Here is a 23,967-nt window from a genome sequence, read left to right on the forward strand (position 1 = left end):
AGGAACACGCATGCCCGCTCAGTGGGATCTCATCGTCATCGGCTCCGGCAGCGCCGGAATTGTCGCCAGCAAGACCGCCGCCCGTTTTGGAGCGCGCGTGCTGCTTGTCGAACGACACCGCCTCGGTGGGGACTGCTTGTGGACCGGCTGCGTGCCCTCCAAGTCACTTATTGCCGCCGCTCATGCCGCCCACGTCTCGCGCACCTCGGAACACTTCGGCGTCACCGCCGAGAACGTGACCGTCGATTTCGCTCGCGCCATGGGCCACGTTCAGGACGCTATCGCCACGATCGAACCCCACGATTCGGCCGAAGCTTTTGCTGAGTTCGGCATCGAAGTTGCCCACGGGGATGCTCGCTTCACCGGTCGCCACTCGCTGGAGATCGACGGCACACCGCACACCTTCGTGCAGGCCGTTATCGCGACGGGCACGGTGCCGCGCATCCCGACCTTCCCCGGCACCGAGAGCATCCAGATGCTCACGAGCGACAGCATTTGGGAGCTCGACGAACTGCCCAGGCGGCTCGTTGTTCTCGGTGGCGGCGCGATCAGCAGTGAGCTTGGTCAAGCGATGGGCCGCCTTGGATCTGACGTAACGATCGTGAACCGCAGCAGCCGCATTCTTCCCGATGAAGAGGAGCGCGCGAGCAAACTACTTCAGGCCGCGTTCGACCGCGACGGCCTCACCCTGCTGCACAACCGCAGTGCCGTTGAGGTCGTGTCCAGCGATGGCCTCAGTGGCGAACTCGTTCTTGATGATGGCACCCGCGTGCCCTTCGATCGCCTGCTCGCCGCTATCGGTCGCACCCCCAACCTCGACACCCTCTCTCCCGAAACGGCCGGCGTTGCCGTCTCCGATCAGGGCTACATTGACGTGGATGCCTCACTGCGCACCACCAATAAGCACATTTGGTCGGCGGGGGACGTCGCCGGGCTGCCAAAGTTCAGCCACGTTGCTGGCGTGAGCGGAAGCGTTGTCGGCACCAACGCCATCCTCGGATTGCGCCGCAAGTTCAACGAGCAGGTCGTGCCGCGAGTGACGTTCACCTCGCCCGAGATCGCCGCCGCTGGCCTCACCGCAGCGGATGCTGTGGAAGGCAAACACCGCGTCTTCACCGGCGAACACGGCGCAACCGACCGCGCCATCACCGAAGGCGACGATGACGGCTTCGCCCAAATCGTTGTCGACTCGCGCGGACGCGTTCTCGGCGGCACCATCGTCGGCCCGCGCGCCGGAGAAAGCCTCGGCGAACTGACGGTTGCCGTGAGCGCGAAGCTCTCCACGAGCACCCTGGCGAGCGCCACTCACGCCTACCCGACGTTCACCGATGCGCTGTGGAATGCCGCAATTGCGGACGTGCAGTACCGACTGAAGAGCGGTGTCGTGAAGTCGGGCATCCAAATTCTCGTTCGAATTCGGCGGGCGCTGTTGGGCACGCCGCGCGACTAGCGCTGGCAAGCCCCGCGTCCAGCGTCGTCGCGCTAACGCAGCAAGCGGTAGCCGACGATCATGCGCTGGGCAGCGCTGACGAGAACCACGAGGCTCCACCCGAGCGCGATCTGCCAAGCGAAAAAGGGTAGCGCGAGCCAGAGGGTGTGCACGAAGACGGTCTCGCCGCCCTCGGCGATCCGACCGAGAAAGAACAGCGAGCGGTTGTCGCCGTCTGACAGGGTGCGTCCGGTGCGCTCGGCGATCGACGAGAACGCCAAGAACGCGGCACCGTTGATGTAATAGGCAAACATGACTAACAGGAACGGCCACCACGGAGCATCGAAGGCCGTCGTCGCGCCGATGGCGAGCCCCACAACTGTGGCGCCGTAGACCACAAAGTCAGCAGTGATGTCGAGAAAGCCGCCCGCTTCGCTCGCCGTGGCGGCACGAGGGGCGGATGCCGCATCAAGCCGGCGACGAGCCAGCGTTCCGTCAAGACCGTCGAGCACTCGCGAGAGCAACCAGGCCACCAGAGCCCAAGCCCAGAGCTGGGTTGCGGCGAGCGCCGCACTAGCCAACCCGAGGACGAGTCCGGCGATAGTAAGACGGTCAGGGGTGATCCAGGGCACGTCGACAACGGAGGCCATCGCGTTGAGAGGTTTGCTGACCGCTCGACGCAGCTGGACATCCAGCATCGCTAGTTTTTCTCTACGGTGACGTTAACCTCGGCGGGCGTCGCGAGTACCGGACTCTCTCCGGCAGCAGCTGCAGCAGCTGCAGCATCTTTCTTACGCAGTCGACCAGCAACGATGCCGCCGCCGATGGTGAGCACGCCGAGGGCGCCGAGGGCGATGAAGAAGCCACTGTTGAGCTCAGCCCCGTAAGCGCCGACGGCGACGAAGGCCATCGTGCCGGGGATGATGCCGACGGCGGTGCCGATCATGTAGTCGCGAACGCGCACCGCTGTGAGGCCTGCGGCGTAGTTGATGACGGTGAAGGGGATGAGGGGGATGAGGCGCAGGGCGATCATGGAGAGCAAGCCACGCTTTCGGAGCATCTCGTCGACGGCGCGAACCTTGCCGCCGGTGTACTGCTCAACAGCGTCGCGCCCCAGCAGGCGGCCAATCCAGAAGGAGAGAGCTGCCCCGATAACGGCACCTACGAGCACCAGCAGGGTGCCGATCCACAATCCCCACGCGAGCCCAGCCGCAATACTGATCACGGCTTTAGGCGCTGGAGTCAGAGTTAGCACGGCGTAGGCAACGATGAAGATCACAGCACCAAGCAGTCCCGCCCCCTCGGCCCACCCTTGGATTTCTTCAACGCTGGGAATCTCAACCGTGAACGCCACAACGACGATTGCTACGAGAAAGACGACGAACGCGCCCGCTTTCCAGAGCGCTGTGGCGCGGTTCTTTTTCATTTGGCCAATGCTATGTCGGAGCTATGAAGTCCGTCTGTGATGTGGCTTACTGAGCGACGAAGTCGTTCGCACTTAGTCTTAGAGTTCGCTGCGCTGGGTGCGTGGCGCTTCCTCTTTCCTCGACTGTCAAGGAGCACGTGCGTGCCGATTCGCCATCCGTTTCGCCCTCAACGCTCCACGACCGCTCATCGCCGCCTCCTTCCGGTGCTGGCTACCGCTGCACTTACTGCGTTGGCCTTGAGCGCGTGCTCAGCGCCGACGAACACTCCTCGCGGCCCTGAGTTCTTCGATTGGTCTGACGTGCAGGTCGCGGCTGACGGCCAGACCGTGAAGCTATGGATGTGGGGCGGCGACGATCAGGGCAATGCCTACGTCGACGACGTGTTGGCTCCGGCCGCGGCAGCGCAGGGAGTCACACTCGAACGAGTACCCATTGCCGACACGAAGGATGCCCTGAACCGGGTCTTCACCGAGCTGCAGGCGGGCCGCAATGCGGATGGCGCTGTCGACCTCGTCTGGATTAATGGCGACAACTTCCGCACCGGTAAGCAGGCGGATGCGTGGTTCTGCGACTGGACCGGACTCCTCCCCAACATGAACTTTGTCTCCGACACCGACCCGCTGCTCACGGAAGACTTCGGAACCCCCGTTGAGGGCTGCGAAGCCCCCTGGCACAAAGCGCAATTCTCCTTTGTCTACAACTCGGCCACGGTGCCAAACCCACCGACCACAGTCGAGGGCATCCTCGACTGGGCCGAAGCCAACCCCGGTCGCTTCACTTACCCGGCGGCCCCCGATTTCACCGGCTCCGCTTTCTTGCGGTCTGTTCTTTACAGCGAGTCCGGTAGCCACGAAAACGTGCCCTCGGTCTACAGCGATGAGGCCTTCGACGAACTGTCTCCGGCCCTGTTCGACCGTCTCAAAGCCCTCGCTCCTTCACTCTGGCGTGAAGGCAGCACGTACCCCGCGACATCCGAACAGCTCACGAAGCTGTTTGCCGACGGCGAGATCGACATGATGATGACCTACGGGCCAGCCACTCTCACCGCCCTCGTCGAGAACGGCACCCTGCCCGAGACGACGCGAGTGCTGACCGTCGACGACGGAACGCTCGGCAACGCCAGCTTCTTTGGCATCCCGAGAACTCCGGCAACATCGCCGGCGCCATGGTCGTCGCCAACGAAGCGCTCTCGGTTAAACAGCAAGTCGCCAAGGCTGACCCTGCCGTGTGGGGCCAGTTCACGGTTCTTGATTTGGATGCTCTCTCCGCCGCTGATCGTGCCCTCTTCGATGCACTGCCACAATCACCGGTGGTGCCGAGTTTTGACATGCTGTCACGCAATGCCAACCCGGAGCTTTCGGCCGAGTGGGTTCCCGCCCTCGACGAGGCCTGGCGCACCCGGATCGCCGCGGGTCAATGACAGCAGCGCCGTCGGTCACGCCACCGAGGCAGGGGTCTGTCTCCGAGTCGGCGAGACCCGCGCGGCAGGGACGGCCGGTTCGACCGCGCCGACGTCAACTGCGCGCGGGACTGCTCGTGCTGCCCGCGGTCATCCCCGTCGCCTTCGTGGTGATCGGTGGAGTGGGAACGACGCTGCTTCAGAGCCTCGGCCTGATGCCTCTTGTTGGCGCCGCCGAGCTCAGCACCGCAGCGTTCGACGACACCGACGAGCTGCTCACCTCGGCCCTGCTCTCGCTGTCGATCGCGGTGGTCTCCACGGCAATCGCCGCCGTCGTCGGTTTCTTCACAGCGGTACTGATCATTTCGGGCAACTGGGGCGGTCGCATCGTCGGCGTTCTCGGCGCTGCAGCGGTGACAGTTCCGCATCTCGTCGGGGCAGCGACCGTGGGGCTGCTGCTCTCCGATTCCGGCGTCCTTGCTCGACTGCTCGGGGTGTCGCCCGAAGCCTGGCCCGCGCTTGTCGCCGGCCCAACCTGGTTCGCCGTCGTTGCCGAATATGCTTGGAAAGAATCAGCGTTCATCGCGCTCATCATCGTCGGCACCCTCGCGACTCGCATCACGTCGTACGACGAAACCGCCGCGGTGCTCGGTGCGCGGCGGCCGGCGCGATTGCGACTCGTACTTTTTCCGCTGGCGGCGCCGTCACTGCTGGTGGCATCCGCTATCGCCTTCGCTTATACGCTCGGCTCCTATGAAGTGGCGTGGATGCTCGGCAAGACTTATCCCGAACCGCTCTCGGTCATGGCGCTGCGCCTCTTCAATTCCGCCAGCTTGACCGCCCGCCCGGAGGCCGCCGCCATCGGCGTCATCACTGTCGTACTCACGGCCGTCGTTGTGGCCGCCGCGATGCTCGGTCTGCGTCGAATGCGGGCGTGGCGATGACTCTTTCCACTAGCAACGTTGACGTCGAGCGCGCGCACCGCGACCAGCTCGAACGCCGGATGCCGGGCGACGCCGGCCGCCCTCTCTCGCAATCGCGCGGAGTGATGCGCACGGCACGCATCCTCTCGACCGTGCTCATGTCGCTATGGTTCGCGCTGCCGTTTTTGCCGCTCGTGCTGTGGTCGTTTGCGAACTCGTGGTCGGCTCCCGACCTGCTGCCGATGCAGTTGGGCACGGATGGTCTCACTGCCGCCCTCGCGAACGGTGCTGTCGCTGCCTTTGGTGAATCGCTGCTGCTCTCGCTCATCGTCGCAGCCATCGCGACTCCGGTCGGAGCGATGGCCGCCCGTGCGCTCTCCCGCCGCACCCTGCCGTTCGGTCGACTCGTGAGCGTGTTGCTCTTCTCGCCCGTTCTGCTGCCGCCATTCGCCGCGGTTCTCGGCATCAACGTGGTGCTGTTGCGCGCGTGGGTGCCGCCCGAGCTTGGCGTGATTCTCGTGCTCGTGGTCGTCGCAATCCCGTACACGACGTTCTCGATGCGGGTCGCGTATGCCGCCTACGACGACGGCTTTGACGAAGCAGCCCGCACGCTCGGCGCCACCTCCCGGTTCGCGCTGTGGCGCATTCACCTTCCCCTTATTGCTCCCGCGCTGGCCCGCTCCGCGTTTTTGGCGTTCTTGGTGGGGTGGAGCGATTACCTCGTCACCCTCGTGGTGGGTGGCGGGCAGCTCATCACCTTGCCGCTGATCATTGCGTCCAGCGCATCCGGAATCGGTAACGAATCGAGCGTGGCTGTGTTGTCACTCTCCGCGGTGATTCCACCGCTCATCCTTCTCGCGTTCGTGTCGCGTGCCCGCAACCTCAACCCAGGGAAAAAGTCATGATCCCCACATCGGCAGCCACAGATTCGATGACCGCTGCATCGGCGGCTCCTGAATCGACGACCTCGGCGATTACCCTCACGGCCGTCACGAAGACGTACTCGGCCGCATCGCCGGCCGCACTGCAGGGCGTGAACCTCGATATTCTGCCCGGCACAAGCACCGCCATCGTCGGGCCGAGCGGCTCGGGCAAGAGCACGATTCTGCGCATCATTGCGGGCCTTGAGGATGCCAATGGCGGTCGCGTGCGCTTGGCCGGTCGGGATGTCACAGCATTGCTGCCCGAAGAGCGCGGCATTGCGATGGTCTTTCAACGCCCGCTGCTCTTCCCCCATTTGACGGTGCTCGACAACGTCGCCTTCGCCGATCGTGCCGCGGGTCTCAGCCGCGCTCACGCCCGCGAACGGGCGCGCGAACACCTTGAACTCGTGCACATGGCGGAGTTCGGCGGGCGCTCACCGCACTCGCTCTCGGGAGGCCAGCAGCAACGCGTGGCCGTCGCCCGCGCTCTCGCCGCCAAGCCATCGGTGCTGCTGCTCGACGAACCGTTCAGCGCCCTCGACCTTGGCCTCAAAGACGATATGCACGCGATGATCGCCGAGATTCGCCAGGCCGTGAATCCAACCATCCTCTTCGTCACGCATGACCGGGATGAGGCCAGCGCCATGGCCGAACGCATCGTCGTGCTCGAGAACGGCCAGCTGCTGCAACACGACACCGTCGATCACGTCTTTCATCGCCCCGCCTCCCTCGCGGTCGCCCGGCTACTCGGCGGTAAGAACGCCTTTGCCGGCACGATCGAGAACGACGTGCACCATTCCGCGTTGGGCGCTGTCGCGCTCGATGGAGACGTTGTCTCCGGCCCCGCCACGCTCGTCTTCCGCCACGAAGCTGTCACCGCAACACTGCGCCAACTCACCAGCGGGGCGGATGCTGTGGCTCTCGCCACGCGTCATGCCGACGCCGCTGCCTGCCAACGTTCCGGCCCGCGGGCGCTGCACGGTGTCGTCACGGCCATCGTTCAGCGGGGCCCGCGCCGCGAAGTAATCGTGCGGGTCGCAGATGCTGACGTGCACGGCGAGGCAGCCCCCGGGCATCCGCTCGCGGTCGGCGATCTCGTCACGGTGAGCCTGCCGTGTGAAGCGCTCTGGGCTGTGCCCGCGTAGCCGAGCAATCGCGGGGCAGAACAATCGCAGAGCGGAACAATCGCGGAGACGTCGCAAGCGCTGAGGCCGGGCAAGCGCTAAATGCCGCGCCGCCGCGCATCCATCACGGCTAGGCCTGCTCTGGCGCAACCTGCGCTGCAGCAGGTGGCGCGGTTGGGGCGTCGCTTGCGGCATCGTCGTCGTGACCATCTTTGCGGAGGCGGTGCGCAATGAGGACCCCACCAATCGTGAGAACGCCGAGTGCACCAAGTGCGATGTAGAGCCCGCTGTCGAGGTCTGCCCCGTACGCCCCGACGGCAACGTAGGCGAGGGTTCCCGGGATAATTCCGATGACAGTACCGAGCGCGTAGTCCCGGATGCGCACCGCGGTCAGCCCTGCCGCGTAGTTAATGAGCGTGAAGGGGAGCACCGGAATCAGTCGCAACGCAATCACGGAGAGCAGACCGCGGCGCTGCAACATGTCGTCGACAGCGCGCACTCGCCCACCGGTGAAATGTTCGACCGCATCCCGGCCCAGGATTCTGCCAAGCCAGAACGAGAGAGCCGCACCAATTAGTGCACTGATCAACACGATAAGAGTGCCGATCCACATTCCCCAGGCAACCCCGCCAGCGACGCTCAGCACGCCCTTCGGAACCGGAGTCAGAGTGAGCAGCGCATAGCCGATCACGAAGATGGCAATCCCGAGAGTTCCTGCACTCTGGGTTAGCTCGTGGATCTCATCCGCCGAAGGAATCTGCACAGTAAACGCCAGAATCACGATCGTCACGAGAATAATGCCAAGCACGCCAGCGCGCCACAGAGTAGAGGTGCGGGTCTTTGTCATTAGGCCAATGTTACGTCTCCCACGGCTTCTCGCAGTGTGATGTGTCAGCATAACCAGATGGTCTATGCCGCTAATGAATCCCGCTACGAACCGATGCCGTACCGCCGAGTAGGTCGCAGTGGCCTGAAACTGCCAGCAGTCTCGCTCGGGCTGTGGCAAAACTTTGGCGACGACAAGCCGATCGCCAACCAGCGTGCCATTCTTCGCCGGGCCTTCGATCTCGGCGTCACCCACTTTGACCTCGCAAATAACTACGGCCCGCCCGCCGGTTCTGCTGAGTCGAACTTTGGCCAGATTCTGCGCGAAGATTTCTTGCCGTACCGCGACGAGATGATCATCTCCAGCAAGGCCGGCTACGACATGTGGCCGGGCCCCTACGGTGTGATGGGTTCGCGCAAATACTTGCTCGCGAGCCTTGACCAGTCGCTGAACCGACTTGGCCTCGACTATGTCGATATCTTTTACTCCCACCGCGCCGACCCCGACACTCCTCTCGAGGAGACGATGGGCGCCCTGCATACCGCAGTGACGTCGGGTCGCGCACTCTATGCGGGTATCTCAAGCTATTCGCCAGAGCTCACGCGCGAAGCGGTGCGCATCATGAACGATCTCGGAACACCCTTGGTTATTCACCAGCCCTCCTACTCCATGTTCAATCGCTGGGTCGAAGACGGATTGCTCGACACCGTCGACGAACTCGGCTTGGGCGTTATCGCTTTCTCCCCACTCGCCCAGGGTCTGCTGACTGACCGCTACCTTGGCGAGATTCCTGCCGACTCCCGCGCCGCTAAGGGTGGCTCGCTCAAGTCGGGAATGATCAACAATGAAACTCTCGGTCGCGTGAAGGCCCTCAACGACATCGCTGCCGGTCGCGGGCAGTCCCTCGCGCAACTCGCCATCTCGTGGGCGCTGCGCAATGAGCGCGTCACCTCTGCTCTCATCGGCGCTTCGAGTGTAAGCCAGCTTGAGCAGAACCTCGCTGCGGTTCAGAACCTCGAATTCGAGCCCGCCGAGTTGGCAGCGATCGACGAACACGCCAAAGATGCCGACATCAACCTGTGGGCGGCATCGAGCGCGGTTTCCTAAGCGGCACAGCGGTCGACGGTTCTGTGTGCCACTTCACAGACACCGATAGCTGGATCCTTCTACCCTTGGCGAACACCACGCCAGGGCCGGGAGTCAGCTCATGAAGAAGCAAACAACAGCAATCATGATCACCAGCGCTGTGGTGGGAATCGGCGCCATCATCGCTGGCATCGCTCTGAGCGCAAGCAACACCAGCGCGCCGAGCAGTTCATCCGAAACGACAGACTCTTCACCGAACACCGCCAACATTCCGCTCTTCCTTGAACAGGGCTTTGCTTCCACTGACTGGTCGCAGGCAGACCCTGCGATCAGCCAAGCACTCAGCGGCGGCCCGCCAAAAGATGGAATCCCGGCGATCGATGAGCCCCGCTTTGAGCCAGTCGCCAACTTCGAGCATCCGGATGACGTGCTCGCCATTCTGGTTCAGGGCGACACTGAGACCAAGGCGTACCCCTACAACATCTTGGTCTGGCACGAAATCGTGAACGACACAATCGACGGTTCACCAATCGCCGTTAGTTTCTGCCCGCTCTGCGGCAGCGCCGCCGTCTATGACAGCGTGCTGCCTAAGGGCACCGTTACTACGTTTGGGGTCAGCGGCGGACTTCTCGAGAGCAACATGATCATGTTCGATCGCGAAACCGAGACACTCTGGCAGCAGAGCACCGGCAAGGCGTTGGCTGGAGAGCACTACCCCAGCGAACTCGAATTGCGCAGTTTCCAACTGCTCAGTCTCGGAGAGATCAAGGACCGCTATCCGCAAGCCCTGGTGCTCAGCGAAGCCACTGGGCACACGCGCGACTACGCCAACAACCCTTACGCCGGGTATGACGACAGCGAAAGCTTCTACTTCGTGCCGAGCCGGGTAGATGACCGCTACCCCGCTAAAGAGATCTTCGTAGCCTTCACCGTGGGTGACATCGCCGTAGCGGCCCCGTGGTTGAAGCTCGAAGACGGTGAGAGCTACGACGCGACGATTGCTGACGAGACGGTCTCCCTAGAGCAAACCGACGGCGAACTGCACATAGCCGGGCCGGATGGGGCGGAGATCCCGTTCTACTTCGAAATGTGGTTCAGCTGGGCCGTGCAGAACGACGGCGGTCAGGTGTTCGATCCCACGCGGTAGTTCCGGCAAGCGACAGCGTTCGCAGGTCGCTCGCTTAGCTCGAATCGTTCGCGCGCTTCGAGTCCCGCTCGTCCTTCGCGGTCTCGTCGAAGACCTGAGGATCGCCGTTGCCCCCGCCAGACGCTTGCAAGAAGCTCTGCGCAACATTTGCCGCCGTAGCGCCGAGGCGATAGAGGAACACCGTGAGCTTGGACATGCTGCCAGCCTAGACGCATAACCGAGGAAGAATCCATTCGTCGCGTAGCACGTCAGCGCGCGGCCCTTCGCGCCCTCTAATGTCTAGTCGTCAGTGGCCGGGGTCATCGCCGAGATGATTTCGTAGGCGACATGGGATGCGGCCACGGCGGTGATCTGGGCATGGTCGTAAGCGGGGGCGACTTCGACAACGTCGGCTCCGACGATGTTGACGTTGCGTAGTGCACGCAGCATCGCGAGCAGTTCGCGGCTGGTCATTCCGCCGGCCTCGGGAGTTCCGGTGCCGGGCGCGTGGGCGGGGTCGAGCACATCGATGTCGACCGAAACGTAGACGGGGCGATCACCGAGGCGGGCGAGCGTCCGCTCAATTGCACTCTGCAACCCTTCGGTCTCAAGCTCAGCGCTAGAGATGATTGCAAAGCCGAGGCGTTCGTCATCACGAAGGTCATCGCGCGAATATAGCGGACCGCGGATGCCCACGTGCATGCTCGCGTGCATGTCGATGAGGCCTTCTTCTGAGGCGCGACGGAACGGGGTACCGTGCGTTATCGGGGCACCAAAGTAGGTGTCCCAGGTGTCGAGGTGCGCATCAAAGTGCAGCACCGCGATGGGCCCGTGCTTCTCAGCAACCACCCGCAACAGGGGCAGTGCGATGGTGTGGTCTCCACCGATAGTGACGAGGCGCTTGCCATCGGCGCTGAGTTCGGTTGCGGCTTGCTGAATCTGGGCGACAGCCTCGCTGAGGTCAAAGGGGTTGGCAGAAATATCGCCAGCATCCACGACCTGTTGGGTGCTGAACGGGGTGACATCTTGCGCAGGATTATAGGGGCGAAGCAGGCGTGAGGCTTCGCGTACGTGCGCTGGTCCGAAGCGGGCGCCTGGTCGGTAGCTGACGCCGCTGTCGAAGGGGATTCCGACGACCGCGATATCGGCACGCGGTACGTCTTCGATTCGCGGCAAGCGGGCAAATGTCGCGATGCCGGCGTAGCGCGGTGCAATGCTGGCGTCGGCGGGGCCGATTGGTTCGGTGCGTTCAGTCATGGAGGCCGCTTCCCTGCGTTGGTCCGAATGAGATACTGATGCGAAACATAAAGTGCATATTAGGCAACAAAGTTGTGACCGAGTCTGCCCGCATCCACCGCGCCTGTCAAGATAGAGAAGAATTCACCTCCACCTAAGGAACTTCATGCGTCCCGTGCATCCCACGCCATCCGAGAACCGCGTTCGAGTCGGTGCACGCCTGCGTTCAAGCCGCCGTACCCAAGGGCTCACCATCGAACAGCTGGCAGCGGCAACCAACCTAACTAAAGGGTTTATCAGCCGGGTGGAACGCGACGAAACCTCCCCGAGCGTCGCAACCCTGCTCACCATCTGCGAGGTGTTGTCCCTGCCCATCGGTGCACTATTTGAAGCCGCCGAAACGGAATTCGTTGCCCTCGCCGATGCCCCGCTGATCAACATGGGCGGCCGGGGCGCAATCGAACGCATGGTCACGCCACGCGGTCAACCAAAGATTCAGATGCTGCGGTCAACGCTGCAGCCTGGGGCCGACGGCGGAGACAAGCTCTACACCGTCAACTGCGACGTCGAGGTGGTGCACGTCATCAGCGGAAATTTCGAAATCCAGTTCACCGACCGCACTGTCGCGCTCGCCGCCGGCGACACCATCACCTTTCCTGGCCGTGAGCTTCACAACTGGAAAAACGCCGGAACCGTGGATGCCGAAGTGCTGTGGACTCTCGTGCCCGCAGCCTGGAGCGGCGCAGTTTAGGCTGCGCCCAATTCAGCTGAAATCTCGTTCGCAACACTCTGAAGCAGAGCTAAGTGTGACTTCAAGACAGTGAGGTCGGCCGCCATGCGGATAGCGGTGATCGAAATTGCCCCGACGACCCCGCCCGCACTAAGAATCGGCACAGCAATGCAGTTCACAAAGTCTTCGAACTCGCCGTCATCAACCGCCCAGCCCCGGGCGCTAACCAGCGTCAGCTCAACGTCGAGCTCAGCCCGTGTCGCTAGCGTGTTGCCGGTGAATTTCTCCCACACGGCACCGTTCAGCACCGCATCCCTCTCGTTAGAGGGCAGTTCAGCCAAGATCGCCTTGCCGACCCCACTGCAATACGGGCGAACGGCGCTGCCGATGCGCGAGTACATGCGCACCCCGCTCGTGTCTTCGACCTTGTCGACATAGACGATGCTGTGATCGACAATGGCGGCAAGATGGATGGTGTTGCCGACAGTGCGATGAAGCTGAACAAGACGATCGTGCGCGATCTCTTTCAGGTCTAGGCTCTCGGCCGCCAGATGAGACAGCGCCATCAAGTGCAAGCCGAGAACATACTGGCCGCTCTTGCGTTTGCGCAGGTACCCCACATCTTCGAGCGATTGCACTTCGCGAAACATCGTAGAGCGGTGAACGTCGAACTCTTCGGCAAGCTCACTCACGCTGGCCGGGCGTCGGGCTACTGAATCGATAATGCGCGCTGCGCGCCGAACACTCTGCGACATTGAGCCTCCCACTGTTGCACTATATGCAACAGTGTTGCACAGATTGCGCACATGGTCGATAGTGGGGAGGTGCAGTCCAAAAAACAGCCTGAGATCATCACAATCGGCGAGACGATGGTGCTCATCACGCCCACGGTCGCCGAGCCGCTCGAGACCGCCGAACTGTTCCGCCTTGAAACGGGCGGCGCTGAATCGAACGTCGCCGTGCACCTCTCCGCCCTGGGTCACCATGCGGCGTGGGCGAGCCGCCTGGGCACGGACGCGTTCGGGCGTCGCGTCGAACGCCAATTACGAGAGCGCGGCGTCGATACGAGCCTCGTGAAATTCAGCGAGGATGCCCCCACCGGCTTCTACTTCAAAGACCCCGGCAACGGCGTCATTTACTATCGTGCCGGGTCTGCCGCATCAGCAATGACCCCTGATGATCTTGCGGATGTTCCCTTCGAACAGGCGACCATTACGCACATCTCCGGAATTACCCCCTCGCTTTCGACAACCTGCAACGCCCTCATCGAGGCCGTGCTCGACCGTGCCGAAAATAGCAAAACAACAGTGAGCTTCGACGTTAACTACCGCGCGGCCCTCTGGCCCGTCGCCGAAGCGGCACCGATACTGCTCGCCCTAGCCCAACGCGCCAACATCGTGCTCGTCGGTCTCGATGAGGCCGAAGTGCTCTGGGGCACAACGACGCCAGACGAAGTTCGGGCCCTGCTCGGCAGCCCGGAGTTCTTGGTCATCAAAGACGGCGACGTCGGGGCCACCGAATTCACCGCAGAAGGCCACGTCTTCGTGCCCGCCCACAAAGTTAATGTCGTGGAAGCTGTCGGCGCCGGAGATGCTTTCGCCGCCGGCTACCTCAGTGGCTACCTCACCGGGCGCACTGCCGAGCAACGCCTCAGCCTCGGCCATGACCGCGCGGCCCTCGTGCTGACATCCACGACCGACCTTCCGACGCTCTAGTTCCTCCCCTCACCGCTCACTCGTACGCTCCTGAAAGGCTCTCCTCATGGCTCAGATCTCCAACGAATCCCTCGACCAGCTCTTCGACGGTCAGCCCCTCATGGCGATCCTTCGCGGCTTCGGCGTTGAACGCAGCGTTGCGCTCGCGCGCACAGCGTGGGAGCTCGGCATCGACTCTGTAGAGGTACCGATCCAGTCCGACGTAGACGTTGAGGCTCTGCGCGCCGTTGTCGCAGCGGGCAAAGATCTCGGCAAGTCCGTCGGCGCCGGAACCGTCGTCACTCTCGATCACGTGCGCCAAGCTGCGGATGCGGGAGCGGCGTTCACCGTCAGCCCCGGCTTCGACCTCGACGTCGTTCGAGCCTCCCTCGAAGCGGGCATGCCCCCACTGCCCGGAGTCGCCACCGCGACTGAAGTGCAGACGGCGCAGAGCGCAGGCCTCACCTGGGTGAAGGCGTTCCCGGCATCCCTCTTGGGCACGAGCTGGTTCGGTGCCCTGGCTGGGCCGTTCCCCGCGATGCGCTTTGTTGCCACCGGAGGAATGGATGCCGGCAACGCCGGCGAATACCTCAACGCTGGCGCAAAGGTCGTTGCGGTCGGTTCGGCCCTCGCCGACGAAACCCAGCTGCCGCGACTCGCCGAACTGCTCGCCGCGCGCGGCTAAGCAGCCGGGCACTCAGCGACACTCCCCGCATATGGCCCGGCGCCTAGCGACTAGCGCCCCGCGATCTCCACGGGTTGCAGGGTCGCGCTTTTCGGCTCGCGGTTGTCGCCCGAGGATCGCCCCGTGAGGCGACGGCCGATCCACGGGAGCACGTATTCACGCCAGTACGCCGCGTTGCGGGGGCGGGCGTCATCCGCTGGTCCATGGTCAGCAGCAAAGTCAGGCACCGGAATTTCGAGCGCCGACAACACATTGCTGGCAACCCGGGCATGGCCGCGTGCATTGAGGTGCAGTTTGTCGATCGACCAATAGCGCAGCTCGGCAAGCTCACGATCGGCCCAGTTATTCACGAACGTCACGTTGTCTTTCGACGCGCGCGACATCACTTCTTGCGCCAAACGATCACCCCGGGTCGACATGAGCGCACCAAACGGCAAGTGCCTGCTCGGGTTGCCACCGCTGAGCAACAGAACGTGGATGCCGCTGGCCGTCGCCGTGTCGACTGCGGCGAGTAGCTGGTCGGTGATCGATTCCAGCGACACTTTGGGGCGCATGATGTCGTTTCCGCCACCGTTAATGCTCATCAGCTCAGGCCGGAGGGCCACCGCTGCGGCTAGCTGGCCTCCAGCGATGGGCGCGAGCAGACGCCCGCGAATCGCGAGGTTCGCGTAAGTGACAGGGGTTGGCGACGCAAGGGCGAGCCCCAGGGCCACCTGATCTGCCCAACCGCGCACACGACCATCCGGCAATTCATCTCCGACACCCTCGGTGAAACTGTCACCGATAGCGACATAGCTGGCGAACTGGTGAGTCATGCGGTTTCTACTTTCCGAATGGAGAATCGGGGCGGCGCCAGATAACAACGAGCGCGGTGGCGATGGGGCCGAAGATGAGCGCGAGCAGAAACCAGGTCCAGCGCCCGCGCCGTTTCATTTCCGCCAGCCCGGCGGTCACTATCGCGAGAGAAATCCAGCCCCAGAAGGCCACGAAGAATACTTGAGCGTCGATCACCCTGCCAGCCTACGCCCGAGACGTGGAGCGCCGACCACGCGCTGGAGTGTAGCCCCGGGCTGGCCGGCGCAGTCTCGACAAGAGCACGCCGCTGCGAGGTTGTGTTGCTAAAGCGCCTTCACTGCATCAACAACATCGGACGGTTCGGCCCGAAGCTTGTAGTCGGCCTTGACGAAAGCAAAGGCGATCGTGCCGTCTTGCTTAATCACATAGGTTGCGGGCAGTGGCAGCTGCCATCCGGTCGCGCCGTTGGACTTGACGAGGTCGTAACCTGATTTCTCGTAAAACTCTTTAGTGCGGTCGTCTACCGGGTGAAGCAGGCCGAAGCCGTTAATGGCCTCAAGCTCGCCATCCGACAGCACCGGGAATTCTAGATTGTGCTTCTCTTCGAGAGAGAGTGATTCGTCGGGGGTTTGCGGCGAGATCGCCACGAGGGTTGCCCCAGCGGCACGGAACTCGGGCAGCATCTCTTGCAAAGCCTTGAGCTCGATGTTGCAGTAGGGGCACCACGAGCCGCGGTAGAACGCGATAGCAACGGGGCCGTTTTCCAGCAGTTCGCTGAGTCGCACGGTATTGCCTGCTGCATCGGGCAGTGCGAAGTCGGGAGCAGTGTCGCCGACTTTCAACGCGTTGTTGACGATGCCCGCCTTCTCGACTTCAGTCACCGAGTTCGTGAGGGTCGCACTGTCTTCGGCAGACTTTGTTGCCGCGCTGTTGTCGGCTCGTTCTTTGAGTTGCTGGGTGAGATTCAAGGCGCTCCTGATCGTCGAGGATTCCTGGTTCGAGCATTCACTACTCCGCGGATCACTTCTCCGCGGCCGCACTACAAGCAAACCAGTGACCACTTCACACTATTCCGAGCGGGTTGACGGTAGCTGGGCGCCCGCCGCTAATGGCGCAGTCCGATTCGCGCGAGCTGTCGGACTTAGCGTTCGTTGCCGTCGAGAGGGAATCGCTGGTTGCCGGGGTGTCCCGAGATTGCCACCGGCCCCGTTCACGATCCGACTTCTCTACTGAGCACTTACGCCTGCACGAGAGTTCCACCTCTCATGACGCACATCAGCGACGGGTTTGCCCTCACAACTGTCCCGACGGTAGTTGTAAGGACGATTGTGGTCTGGAGACGGTCGGAGGCAGCGCGACGTTTCGTACGGTTTGGCATGGCTAATAGGCGCCAACGGGGCGAACGAGAACCTTGAAAGTGCGCCACATGATGACCAGATCCCCGACTACTGACCAGTTTTCAACGTAGTAGAGATCGAGACGCATGCTGTCTTCCCAGTTCAGATCGGAACGGCCGTTGATCTGCCACATTCCCGTCAAACCCGGTTTGATGTACATCCTTCGGTTTACGGCACCCTCATAGGCGCTCACTTCGCTTGGTAGCGGTGGGCGGGGACCGACCAAACTCATCTCGCCTTTCAGCACGTTCCAGATTTGTGGCAGCTCATCGAGTGAATACTTTCGGATGAAGCGCCCAAAAGGGGTAACCCGTGGATCATTTTTGAGCTTGAAAAGCACCCCGGATCCTTCGTTTTGTTCGACGAGTCCTGCAAGCTTTATCGAGGCATCCGAGACCATCGAACGAAACTTGAACATTCGGAACGTTTCCAAGTTTCGTCCGACCCGAACCTGACTAAAGAAGGATTCTCCTGGGCTGTCCAATCGAACAGCTAACGCGAGAAAGAGAAAGAGTGGCGAGAGCACGATGAGTGCGATCGCGGAAACAACGATATCGAGGCCACGCTTGACCACGTGCTTTCCCCCGTCAAACTGGGGAATCTCAACATGGATAAGAGGGAGGCCCTCCACCGGCCGAAAGTGGATGCGCGGCCCGGCGACATTGGCGAGCCGCGAGGCAAGAATCAACTCTGCGGCCGTGCCCTCAAGCTCCCAAGCTAAATTGCGGATGAAATCATTGCCACAACCGTGGTCGCCAGCGACGATAACAGCGTCGGCGCCGAGCTCGGCAGCGGTCTCTGCCACTTGACGGGCACCAAACTCGTAGCGTGCTGACGAACCGGGCTTGGCGGAGCCTTCCGCGTCGGGTTCTGCCAGCACCCCCACAACGGCGAATGCCGCAATCAGGTTTCCTTTGATTTTTGACACTACGTAGTCGACTTCGGTTCTCGTTCCCACAATCACCGCACGCGACAGTGCTCGCCCGAGTCGACGTTGTCGAGTGAGCCAGCGCCGCCACAACCAGCGACTGACTAGAAGCACGATCACGCCGCCCGCAATCGTGAGCACCGCCCATTTGCCCGGGTAGCCTGCTTCGACGATCAAGAGCGTGACGGATAGCAGTCCAAACGTGACCATGCTCGCCGTAATAAGCAGCTTGTACTCATCGGCCCCCGTACCGATGACCCGGCGATCCCGCGTGTGAAAGATCTGCAGGAGTACAAGCCAGATCGCTGCGATACCGATCACGCCAAGCCACATCAGAGGACTGATGGCGAGAAGAAACTGCGGGATGCGGTTCACGTCGGCCCTGGTGAGAAGCGCAACGATCATGGTGAGTGCGATGATCCACGCGTCGGTGATGAGCAACTTTTTCTCGTAGGCGCGTGCCCAAACTAGACCGGACTCAGGGTGCCGGGCGGCTGTGGAGCGTTGCTGGAATTCAGTGGCACCCACTAACCGCAGGTGATTGCGCTCGCGAGCGGGTTGGCGCAGCGAAGGCAACTTTCGCAGTTCACTCATCGCTCGACTTTCGAGAGAAACACGGGCGATCTGAGGGGGTAAATCTCAGGATGGTTGGTCGCAAAGTTGTTTCGGAGATATCGAAAAACACGTGCATCGGGATCACGACATTTCGGGTGTCGGCCTTGCTATAGATCTCTTCGGGGCGCACGGCGGGGGCGGGCGCAGGGGGAGGCGGGCGGGTATGCACGCACTGGCGGGGCGGGTGATGGTGCTTGCTCTGTTTGTTGCTGGCCCCCAATGAGGGGGTAGTCAGTGAAGTTACCCCCACAACCCTTGTGCGGTACACCCCCCGTTAGGGGGTCATGCGGCGTGTCGCATTGACGCAACACGGGCATCTTGAGTAGGTGTAGACCGAAACCAGCACCCCGAAATATCTAGCGTCGTGTCCATTGAGACCGTCGTCATCGCCGCCCGAATGGAGACTGACGCGACGATCACTCACCCGGCGTTATCCCGGCAATCACCCCGTTCTGCCCCGGAATTACGGGGATCTGCGGGCACTGTGAATCCTTATGCCGAAGCTGTGCGCGCCGCCGTCAGCCAATAGCTTCCTTCGGGAAACGAGAACTCAGCAAGCGATGACTCGTGCATCTGAGCCGAGTACCCCGGCGCCATCGGAACGCGATACGCGCCGTTCTCAACAATGCACGGATCCACGAAGTGTTCATGCAAGTGGTCTACAAATTCCGTGACTCTGTTCTCGAGAGTTCCCGACACGGCAACGTAGTCAAAGATCGACAGATGCTGCACAAGCTCGCACAGCCCAACACCACCAGCGTGCGGGCAGACCGGAACGCCAAACTTTTTGGCCATCAAATACACGGCGATGATTTCGTTGGGCCCAGCAAGTCGAGCTGAATCGAGTTGGCAGAAGTCGATCGCTTCGGCTTGGAACATCTGCTTGAAGAGCACACGATTCATTCCGTGCTCCCCCGTTGCGACACCGATCGGGGCAACCGCCTTGCGGATCGCAGCGTGGCCAAGCACGTCATCCGGGCTCGTCGGCTCTTCAATCCACAGCGGGTCAAACTCGGCGAGCGCCTTCACCCAATCGATGGCCTCGTTGACGTCCCACACCTGATTGGCGTCGATCATGAGCTTCGCATCGTCACCGATAACTTCGCGAGCGATGCGGCAGCGGCGGATGTCTTCCTCAAGATTCGCGCCGACCTTCAGTTTGATGTGGCGGTAGCCGGCATCCACCGCCTCCTGGCAGAGCCTGCGCAGCTTCTCGTCGGAGTAACCCAACCAACCAGCACTCGTCGTGTAGCAGGGGTAGCCGGTCTCGGTGAGCTCGGCGATGCGCTGTTCTTTCGTGGGAGCAAGCTCGCGCAGCATTGCGACGGCTTCCTCTTTAGTGATGGCATCAGTGAGGTACTGAAAGTCAGCGGTGTCAACAAGTTCTTCGGGCGTCATGTCCGTGAGGAGACGCCACAGGGGCTTGTTGGCGCGACGCGCAGCGAGGTCCCACACGGCATTCATCACGGCGGCCATCGCCAAGTGCTCGACGCCCTTTTCTGGTCCAAGCCAGCGCAACTGCGAATCAGACTTCAGCTCGCGGTAAATGCCACCGAGGTCGCCGACAATCTCATCGACATCCCGACCAACAAGAGGCGCCGCCCGCTGTTCAGCAGTGAGCGCACAGATGTCATTCCCTCGACCAATCGTGAAAGTGAAGCCGTAGCCCGCGACGCCCTCTTCGTCAGTGCGGAGTACAACATAGGCGGCCGAGTAGTCGCCATCCTTGTTCATGGCGTCTGAGCCGTCGGCGGTGAGCGACGTCGGAAAGCGCACGTCGTAGACGTCAATGCTGGTGATAGTAGTCATGCTGAAGAGTTCTCCTTGCTCAGAACTGAAATGTAGAAATGAGGCGCTGGTGATGCGCTGTCGATGCTCGCTCTAGTTAGTCAACGTGGAAGACCTCGGGTAGCTCTTTCCACCATTCGCCTTCGGCTCGATCATCCAGAGGCTGCTGCAGTGGCTCTTGCAGGGCCCACCAGCGCTGGGTCTCGGGGTCAGCAGCGATGGCTGCCTGATCGGCTTCGTAGTCGTCACCCGTGTATTCGAAGTACGAGAACAGCAGGTCACCGTGGCGATAGATCGAATAGTTGTGGATGTTGCTTGCCGCGAGACGTTCAAGGATCGTCGGCCAGACGGCGGCGTGGTATCGCTCGTACTCGTCGCGGTTCTCGGGTGGGAGGCCGATAACTTGGGCTACTCGTTTCATGGTTATCCCTTCACCGCGCCAACGGTTTGTCCCCGCATCAAGAACCGCTGGGCCGTGAGGAACACGATCAGCAGCGGGATCATGGAGATGAACGTAGCGAGCGCGAGTTGGGGCATGTAGAGCTTCACGTCGAGGCCGGCGGCCACTGTTGCGTTGAACAGTGGGCTGGCTCCGATGAGCTCTTGGATGCCGATCGAGATGGTTTTGTTCTCTTGGTTGGAGGTCAGCAGCGCCAAGGGGAGGAAGAAGTTTGTCCAGTTGGCCACGAACGAGAAGAACGCGACGAGGGCGATGACTTGCTTCGAGATGGGCAGTGCCACGTAGAAGAAGGTGGATATCTCGCTGAGGCCATCGATGCGGGCTGCTTCTACTAGCTCTTGCGGCATGGTCGTCATGAAGTGGATATAGACGAGGTAGGTGCCGAAGGGGAAGAAGCCCATGATGACGGCGACCGGCCAGAGCTGGCCGACGGCGCCGATAGCGTTCACTTCGAGGAACAGCGGGATAACGAGAACGGTGTTCGGCATCACCATGGCAAGCAGGGTGGCGAAGAGCAGCACCTTGCGGCCGCGGAATCGCAGTCGCGATAGTGCGTACCCTGCCGGCAGCGCTGCAACGAGGGCGAGCACTCCGCCCACGACGGCGATCACGAGGGAGTTTCCTACCCAGCGGGTGAAGAGCCCACCATCGCCGGGCCCGAAGCCATTGATCTGGCTCCAACTGAACACGACGTTATCCCAGGAGACTCCGCCGAGGCCCAGAAAACCATCGGTTCCTGCGAGCACACCTTCTTGACTGCGGAAGGCCATCGCGATGAACCCAATGATGGGCAGGATGAAGGCGGCAGCAACGATCACCATGACGGTGATACGGGCGATACGACCTACGGTCCAGTGTTTGGCGCCGACGACGCCGGGAGCGTTGTTGCTCATCGCTTCTTCTCCTTTTCGTCGCCGAAGAGTCCGCTCTTCATCACGATGACGACTCCAATGCTGAGGGTGATTACGAGCAGAATGATGGAGAGTGCTGCTGCGGCGGGGAAGTTTCGGTTAGTGAACGCGAAGGCGTAACCCAGCTGGGTTGGGGCCCACTCGCCGGCTATCGCACCGGAGGAAATCTGGCGCAGCAGGTAGGGCTCGAGGAAGAGCTGGAAACCGTAGGCGAGGTTCATGAGGGCGGCATAGCCGATCCAGGGGCGGATGAGCGGAAGCTTGATGTGCCAGGCCAGGTCCCACGCGCTCGCGCCGTCGATCTTGGCAGCTTCAAAGATTTCGTCGGGGATGCCGTTGAGCCCACCGTTGACGACGATGATCCAGGTTCCGACACCTTGGAAGAACAACATCCCGGTGAGGATCATCGGCATGTTGCCGTCGGTGACGATCTCTTTCAGCGACCCGAATCCGACTTCTTGCCAGAGGGGAGCGAGCGGTGACTGGGTGGGGTGAAGGAGGTAAACCCAGAGCACGAAGTTGGCGATTCCGCTCAACGCTCCCGGAATGAAGTAGAAGAAGCGCATGGTGTCGCCGAAACGGCCGGGGCTGGCATGAACCAGTAACGCCAAGCCGACGATTCCGACCATCATGAGCGGCAACCACACGATCATGACGGAGAAGATGTTGATGAACGTTCCGGAGAACCGATAGTCGGTAATTACCGTGATGAACGAGTCAAAGCCGCCGAATCCGCTGGTGGGGTCGACGAGTGTTGGAGCTTTTTGCAGGGCGATCCAGAAGGCATAGCCGATGGGGATGGCGGCGGCAACGAGAAGCAGCGCGAGGTAGGGGGAAAGCAGAATCCAGGCGCCACGGGCTTCTGCGTGGCGTGTGCGGTGACGCCGCGGGGTAGCGGATGCACGGGGACCGGTAGCCGGTGGCTCCGTGCCTTTCGTGGCTAGCGTTGAGCTGCTCATGTGTTCCTCGCCTATGAGTTGGGGAGCGGAACAGAGTGTGGGGGCCTCAAGGTTCTGAAACCCCCACACCTACTGTGCCTAGCTGGTTACTTTTATTCGGCGGTGACCGTGTAGCCGACCGAGTTGGCCCGGTTCACGAGCTCTTCTCCGAAGGTACCGAGGGCATCACTCATCGAGCCGTTAGCGATCAGCGTGGGGCTGACTGTTTCGGTCCAGGCTGCACCGGTGTCGTAGAGCATGTAGGAGTACGGCGCTACTGCTGCGGCCGCATCCTTGAATGCTTGCTGAACGGATTCAACGTCGGCGAAGTAGCCATCTTCAGCAAGCTTGTCGAGCCAAGCATCCTGGATCGGGCCATAGCCGGGAAGACCGGTTGACAGGTCAACCTGCCAGGCCGGGTCAGTCGCGACGAAGGTTGCGAAGGTCAGCGTGTTCTCAAGCTGCTTTCCCGTGATGTGTGAGGAAACGCCCCAGAGGCCGCCACCTTCGTTACCGGCGGTCGGGCTTGATTCGCCTTCCCATGTCAACGGTGCGCTTGCACTCATCTGCTCGGCCGGGATCTTCCAGGTGTCGCGGAAGAGGTAGTTACCCCACCAGACTGCACCGGGGCTCATCACGAGGTTGACTCCAGCTGCTGCGGCGTCACCATCGAAGATGCCCTGAGTGGTGAGGGCGCCACCGTCATACATCTGCGTGAGCAGTTCGTTGGCACGAACACAGTTCGGGTCATCGAGGTTGATGTGAACTTCCGACTCGGAGAGGCGATCGTTCGTGGGGCAGTCCGCAGCCTGAAGGTAGCGGTTCACGGCATACGCGTCGCCGAGGAATCCGCTGATCTTGTCGGGGTGCTCTGCAGCGATCTGTACGGCGAGCTCGCCATAGCCTTCCCACGTGGTGGGCAGCGTGTAGCCGTTCTCGTCGAAGAATGCCTTGTTGTACCAGAACACGTCGGGAGCAGCATCGTTGCGGAGGCAACGAATCTGGCCATCAATGTCACAGAACGAGAGCACTGCGGGGTCGTAGCCATCGATGACGTCGGGGAGCAGCTCGGTGAGGTCTGCCGCGTAGTTGCTGGCAGCGCCAGTCGCCCACGCGATGTCGTCGTTGGAGGGGAAGAAGATGGCGTCGGGCCATCCCGAACCGGCGGAGTCGAAGTTAGCGAAAGCCTGCTTGACCGTCTGGCCGCCGACCGTGCCGTCGATTTGTACGACGTCGATCTCGATCTCGGGGTGGGCTTCTTGGAAAGCTTCTGCGGCGGGAACGCGGGGCGGGTCGACCCACACCGTGATTTTTCCACCCGAGTCAGTCTGCTCGGCGGCGGTGTCGCCACCGCCTGCAGAGCAACCGGATAGAACGAGTGCAGCGGCGGAAATTATCGCCACTCCTGCACTGGCGGAAAGGAACCTCTTGGTCTTCATTGACACTCCTTGGTGAGTTACTACTGCGTCGTAGTGGAGAGACGCGAGGCGCTGGAACGGCTCGGTTTCTCCGGTGCTCAAACGTTAT

The 23,967-nt window shown here is 61.9% G+C and carries 25 protein-coding genes and 1 pseudogene; 11 read left to right on the forward strand and 15 right to left on the reverse strand.

The window, feature by feature from the left end:
- The first annotated feature begins 10 nt into the window (after positions 1-10).
- Positions 11-1,450 carry a dihydrolipoyl dehydrogenase family protein gene (locus tag ON14_RS08155; protein WP_010204413.1) on the forward strand — a complete coding sequence of 480 codons (1,440 nt, stop codon included), beginning with the start codon at positions 11-13 and terminating at the stop codon, positions 1,448-1,450.
- A 32-nt stretch (positions 1,451-1,482) separates the two neighbouring features.
- Here ON14_RS08155 and ON14_RS08160 read toward each other — a convergent pair whose 3' ends face one another.
- Positions 1,483-2,127, reverse strand: a complete 645-nt coding sequence (locus tag ON14_RS08160; RefSeq protein WP_010204414.1) for a CDP-alcohol phosphatidyltransferase family protein — start codon at positions 2,125-2,127, stop codon at positions 1,483-1,485.
- A gap of 2 nt (positions 2,128-2,129) precedes the next feature.
- Positions 2,130-2,855, reverse strand: coding sequence for a TVP38/TMEM64 family protein (locus ON14_RS08165; RefSeq protein WP_010204415.1), 726 nt, complete (start codon positions 2,853-2,855; stop codon positions 2,130-2,132).
- 39 nt (positions 2,856-2,894) lie between these two features.
- On the opposite strand from ON14_RS08165, the pseudogene ON14_RS16515 reads away from it, so the two are divergent.
- From ON14_RS16515 to ON14_RS08185, 5 genes and pseudogenes are all read left to right on the forward strand, one after another.
- Positions 2,895-3,956: pseudogene (locus ON14_RS16515) on the forward strand (ABC transporter substrate-binding protein); the annotation flags it as partial.
- 65 nt (positions 3,957-4,021) lie between these two features.
- Positions 4,022-4,276, forward strand: a complete 255-nt coding sequence (locus ON14_RS15985) for a hypothetical protein (RefSeq protein ID WP_010204417.1) — start codon at positions 4,022-4,024, stop codon at positions 4,274-4,276.
- Between the two features lie 116 nt (positions 4,277-4,392).
- Positions 4,393-5,199, forward strand: a complete 807-nt coding sequence (locus tag ON14_RS08175) for an ABC transporter permease (RefSeq protein ID WP_010204418.1) — start codon at positions 4,393-4,395, stop codon at positions 5,197-5,199.
- Positions 5,196-6,083 carry an ABC transporter permease gene (locus ON14_RS08180; RefSeq protein ID WP_202800920.1) on the forward strand — a complete coding sequence of 296 codons (888 nt, stop codon included), beginning with the start codon at positions 5,196-5,198 and terminating at the stop codon, positions 6,081-6,083. The genes ON14_RS08175 and ON14_RS08180 overlap by 4 nt, the downstream gene beginning before the upstream one ends.
- On the forward strand, positions 6,080-7,246 hold the full coding sequence (locus ON14_RS08185; protein WP_010204420.1) for an ABC transporter ATP-binding protein: 1,167 nt from the start codon (positions 6,080-6,082) through the stop codon (positions 7,244-7,246). The genes ON14_RS08180 and ON14_RS08185 overlap by 4 nt, the downstream gene beginning before the upstream one ends.
- Before the next feature lie 109 nt (positions 7,247-7,355).
- Here ON14_RS08185 and ON14_RS08190 read toward each other — a convergent pair whose 3' ends face one another.
- On the reverse strand, positions 7,356-8,072 hold the full coding sequence (locus ON14_RS08190) for a TVP38/TMEM64 family protein (RefSeq protein WP_010204421.1): 717 nt from the start codon (positions 8,070-8,072) through the stop codon (positions 7,356-7,358).
- Positions 8,073-8,129: 57 nt separating this feature from the next.
- Between ON14_RS08190 and mgrA the strand changes: the two genes are divergently transcribed.
- Together mgrA and ON14_RS08200 are read left to right on the forward strand one after the other, a co-directional pair.
- Entirely contained in the window at positions 8,130-9,158 is a 1,029-nt protein-coding gene (mgrA, locus tag ON14_RS08195; RefSeq protein ID WP_010204423.1) for an L-glyceraldehyde 3-phosphate reductase, read from the forward strand.
- A 100-nt stretch (positions 9,159-9,258) separates the two neighbouring features.
- The gene (locus ON14_RS08200; RefSeq protein ID WP_010204424.1) at positions 9,259-10,284 is read left to right on the forward strand and encodes a DUF3179 domain-containing protein; all 1,026 of its coding nucleotides are present in this window, start codon (positions 9,259-9,261) and stop codon (positions 10,282-10,284) included.
- A gap of 34 nt (positions 10,285-10,318) precedes the next feature.
- On the opposite strand, the gene ON14_RS15840 is transcribed toward ON14_RS08200, so the two are convergent.
- Together ON14_RS15840 and speB are read right to left on the reverse strand one after the other, a co-directional pair.
- Positions 10,319-10,480, reverse strand: coding sequence for a hypothetical protein (locus ON14_RS15840; RefSeq protein WP_158000081.1), 162 nt, complete (start codon positions 10,478-10,480; stop codon positions 10,319-10,321).
- A gap of 83 nt (positions 10,481-10,563) precedes the next feature.
- Positions 10,564-11,520, reverse strand: a complete 957-nt coding sequence (gene speB, locus ON14_RS08205; RefSeq protein WP_010204425.1) for an agmatinase — start codon at positions 11,518-11,520, stop codon at positions 10,564-10,566.
- A gap of 145 nt (positions 11,521-11,665) precedes the next feature.
- Here speB and ON14_RS08210 point away from each other — a divergent pair, with 145 nt between their 5' ends.
- Positions 11,666-12,250: a helix-turn-helix domain-containing protein gene (locus ON14_RS08210; protein WP_010204426.1), complete on the forward strand. Its 585-nt coding sequence runs from the start codon at positions 11,666-11,668 to the stop codon at positions 12,248-12,250.
- Here the strand turns inward: ON14_RS08210 and ON14_RS08215 are convergent.
- Complete coding sequence (locus tag ON14_RS08215; RefSeq protein ID WP_010204428.1) at positions 12,247-12,984, reverse strand: IclR family transcriptional regulator; 738 nt, start codon at positions 12,982-12,984, stop codon at positions 12,247-12,249. The genes ON14_RS08210 and ON14_RS08215 overlap by 4 nt on opposite strands.
- A gap of 51 nt (positions 12,985-13,035) precedes the next feature.
- Here ON14_RS08215 and ON14_RS08220 point away from each other — a divergent pair, with 51 nt between their 5' ends.
- Both ON14_RS08220 and ON14_RS08225 read left to right on the forward strand, forming a co-directional pair.
- On the forward strand, positions 13,036-13,944 hold the full coding sequence (locus tag ON14_RS08220) for a sugar kinase (protein WP_010204429.1): 909 nt from the start codon (positions 13,036-13,038) through the stop codon (positions 13,942-13,944).
- 46 nt (positions 13,945-13,990) lie between these two features.
- On the forward strand, positions 13,991-14,608 hold the full coding sequence (locus ON14_RS08225) for a bifunctional 4-hydroxy-2-oxoglutarate aldolase/2-dehydro-3-deoxy-phosphogluconate aldolase (RefSeq protein ID WP_010204430.1): 618 nt from the start codon (positions 13,991-13,993) through the stop codon (positions 14,606-14,608).
- A gap of 50 nt (positions 14,609-14,658) precedes the next feature.
- On the opposite strand, the gene ON14_RS08230 is transcribed toward ON14_RS08225, so the two are convergent.
- From ON14_RS08230 to ON14_RS08270, 9 genes are all read right to left on the reverse strand, one after another.
- Entirely contained in the window at positions 14,659-15,423 is a 765-nt protein-coding gene (locus ON14_RS08230) for an SGNH/GDSL hydrolase family protein (protein ID WP_010204431.1), read from the reverse strand.
- 7 nt (positions 15,424-15,430) lie between these two features.
- Complete coding sequence (locus tag ON14_RS08235; protein ID WP_010204433.1) at positions 15,431-15,619, reverse strand: hypothetical protein; 189 nt, start codon at positions 15,617-15,619, stop codon at positions 15,431-15,433.
- A 107-nt stretch (positions 15,620-15,726) separates the two neighbouring features.
- Complete coding sequence (locus ON14_RS08240; RefSeq protein WP_010204434.1) at positions 15,727-16,371, reverse strand: peroxiredoxin-like family protein; 645 nt, start codon at positions 16,369-16,371, stop codon at positions 15,727-15,729.
- A 412-nt stretch (positions 16,372-16,783) separates the two neighbouring features.
- Positions 16,784-18,322, reverse strand: coding sequence for a sugar transferase (locus tag ON14_RS08245; RefSeq protein ID WP_010204435.1), 1,539 nt, complete (start codon positions 18,320-18,322; stop codon positions 16,784-16,786).
- Positions 18,323-18,835: 513 nt separating this feature from the next.
- On the reverse strand, positions 18,836-20,152 hold the full coding sequence (locus tag ON14_RS08250; protein ID WP_010204436.1) for an L-fuconate dehydratase: 1,317 nt from the start codon (positions 20,150-20,152) through the stop codon (positions 18,836-18,838).
- Positions 20,153-20,228: 76 nt separating this feature from the next.
- Entirely contained in the window at positions 20,229-20,552 is a 324-nt protein-coding gene (locus ON14_RS08255; RefSeq protein WP_010204437.1) for an L-rhamnose mutarotase, read from the reverse strand.
- A 2-nt stretch (positions 20,553-20,554) separates the two neighbouring features.
- Positions 20,555-21,484 (reverse strand): carbohydrate ABC transporter permease, encoded by a 930-nt coding sequence (locus ON14_RS08260; RefSeq protein ID WP_010204438.1) that lies wholly within the window; start codon positions 21,482-21,484, stop codon positions 20,555-20,557.
- The gene (locus ON14_RS08265) at positions 21,481-22,461 is read right to left on the reverse strand and encodes a carbohydrate ABC transporter permease (RefSeq protein WP_010204439.1); all 981 of its coding nucleotides are present in this window, start codon (positions 22,459-22,461) and stop codon (positions 21,481-21,483) included. The genes ON14_RS08260 and ON14_RS08265 overlap by 4 nt, the downstream gene beginning before the upstream one ends.
- A 92-nt stretch (positions 22,462-22,553) precedes the next feature.
- On the reverse strand, positions 22,554-23,879 hold the full coding sequence (locus tag ON14_RS08270) for an ABC transporter substrate-binding protein (RefSeq protein WP_010204440.1): 1,326 nt from the start codon (positions 23,877-23,879) through the stop codon (positions 22,554-22,556).
- Positions 23,880-23,967: the final 88 nt, after the last annotated feature.

This window comes from Salinibacterium sp. PAMC 21357, assembly GCF_000247645.1.
GTDB lineage: Bacteria > Actinomycetota > Actinomycetes > Actinomycetales > Microbacteriaceae > Rhodoglobus.

Excerpts from the sequence above, each read along its gene's own strand:
- ON14_RS08155 (WP_010204413.1), top strand. The coding sequence starts at position 11 with ATGCCCGCTCAGTGGGATCTCATCGTCATCGGCTCCGGCAGCGCCGGA.
- ON14_RS08160 (WP_010204414.1), bottom strand. The coding sequence starts at position 2,127 with ATGCTGGATGTCCAGCTGCGTCGAGCGGTCAGCAAACCTCTCAACGCG.
- ON14_RS08165 (WP_010204415.1), bottom strand. The coding sequence starts at position 2,855 with ATGAAAAAGAACCGCGCCACAGCGCTCTGGAAAGCGGGCGCGTTCGTC.
- ON14_RS15985 (WP_010204417.1), top strand. The coding sequence starts at position 4,022 with ATGGTCGTCGCCAACGAAGCGCTCTCGGTTAAACAGCAAGTCGCCAAG.
- ON14_RS08180 (WP_202800920.1), top strand. The coding sequence starts at position 5,196 with ATGACTCTTTCCACTAGCAACGTTGACGTCGAGCGCGCGCACCGCGAC.
- ON14_RS08185 (WP_010204420.1), top strand. The coding sequence starts at position 6,080 with ATGATCCCCACATCGGCAGCCACAGATTCGATGACCGCTGCATCGGCG.
- ON14_RS08190 (WP_010204421.1), bottom strand. The coding sequence starts at position 8,072 with ATGACAAAGACCCGCACCTCTACTCTGTGGCGCGCTGGCGTGCTTGGC.
- mgrA (WP_010204423.1), top strand. The coding sequence starts at position 8,130 with ATGGTCTATGCCGCTAATGAATCCCGCTACGAACCGATGCCGTACCGC.
- ON14_RS08200 (WP_010204424.1), top strand. The coding sequence starts at position 9,259 with ATGAAGAAGCAAACAACAGCAATCATGATCACCAGCGCTGTGGTGGGA.
- ON14_RS15840 (WP_158000081.1), bottom strand. The coding sequence starts at position 10,480 with ATGTCCAAGCTCACGGTGTTCCTCTATCGCCTCGGCGCTACGGCGGCA.
- speB (WP_010204425.1), bottom strand. The coding sequence starts at position 11,520 with ATGACTGAACGCACCGAACCAATCGGCCCCGCCGACGCCAGCATTGCA.
- ON14_RS08210 (WP_010204426.1), top strand. The coding sequence starts at position 11,666 with ATGCGTCCCGTGCATCCCACGCCATCCGAGAACCGCGTTCGAGTCGGT.
- ON14_RS08215 (WP_010204428.1), bottom strand. The coding sequence starts at position 12,984 with ATGTCGCAGAGTGTTCGGCGCGCAGCGCGCATTATCGATTCAGTAGCC.
- ON14_RS08220 (WP_010204429.1), top strand. The coding sequence starts at position 13,036 with ATGGTCGATAGTGGGGAGGTGCAGTCCAAAAAACAGCCTGAGATCATC.
- ON14_RS08225 (WP_010204430.1), top strand. The coding sequence starts at position 13,991 with ATGGCTCAGATCTCCAACGAATCCCTCGACCAGCTCTTCGACGGTCAG.
- ON14_RS08230 (WP_010204431.1), bottom strand. The coding sequence starts at position 15,423 with ATGACTCACCAGTTCGCCAGCTATGTCGCTATCGGTGACAGTTTCACC.
- ON14_RS08245 (WP_010204435.1), bottom strand. The coding sequence starts at position 18,322 with ATGAGTGAACTGCGAAAGTTGCCTTCGCTGCGCCAACCCGCTCGCGAG.
- ON14_RS08250 (WP_010204436.1), bottom strand. The coding sequence starts at position 20,152 with ATGACTACTATCACCAGCATTGACGTCTACGACGTGCGCTTTCCGACG.
- ON14_RS08255 (WP_010204437.1), bottom strand. The coding sequence starts at position 20,552 with ATGAAACGAGTAGCCCAAGTTATCGGCCTCCCACCCGAGAACCGCGAC.
- ON14_RS08260 (WP_010204438.1), bottom strand. The coding sequence starts at position 21,484 with ATGAGCAACAACGCTCCCGGCGTCGTCGGCGCCAAACACTGGACCGTA.
- ON14_RS08265 (WP_010204439.1), bottom strand. The coding sequence starts at position 22,461 with ATGAGCAGCTCAACGCTAGCCACGAAAGGCACGGAGCCACCGGCTACC.
- ON14_RS08270 (WP_010204440.1), bottom strand. The coding sequence starts at position 23,879 with ATGAAGACCAAGAGGTTCCTTTCCGCCAGTGCAGGAGTGGCGATAATT.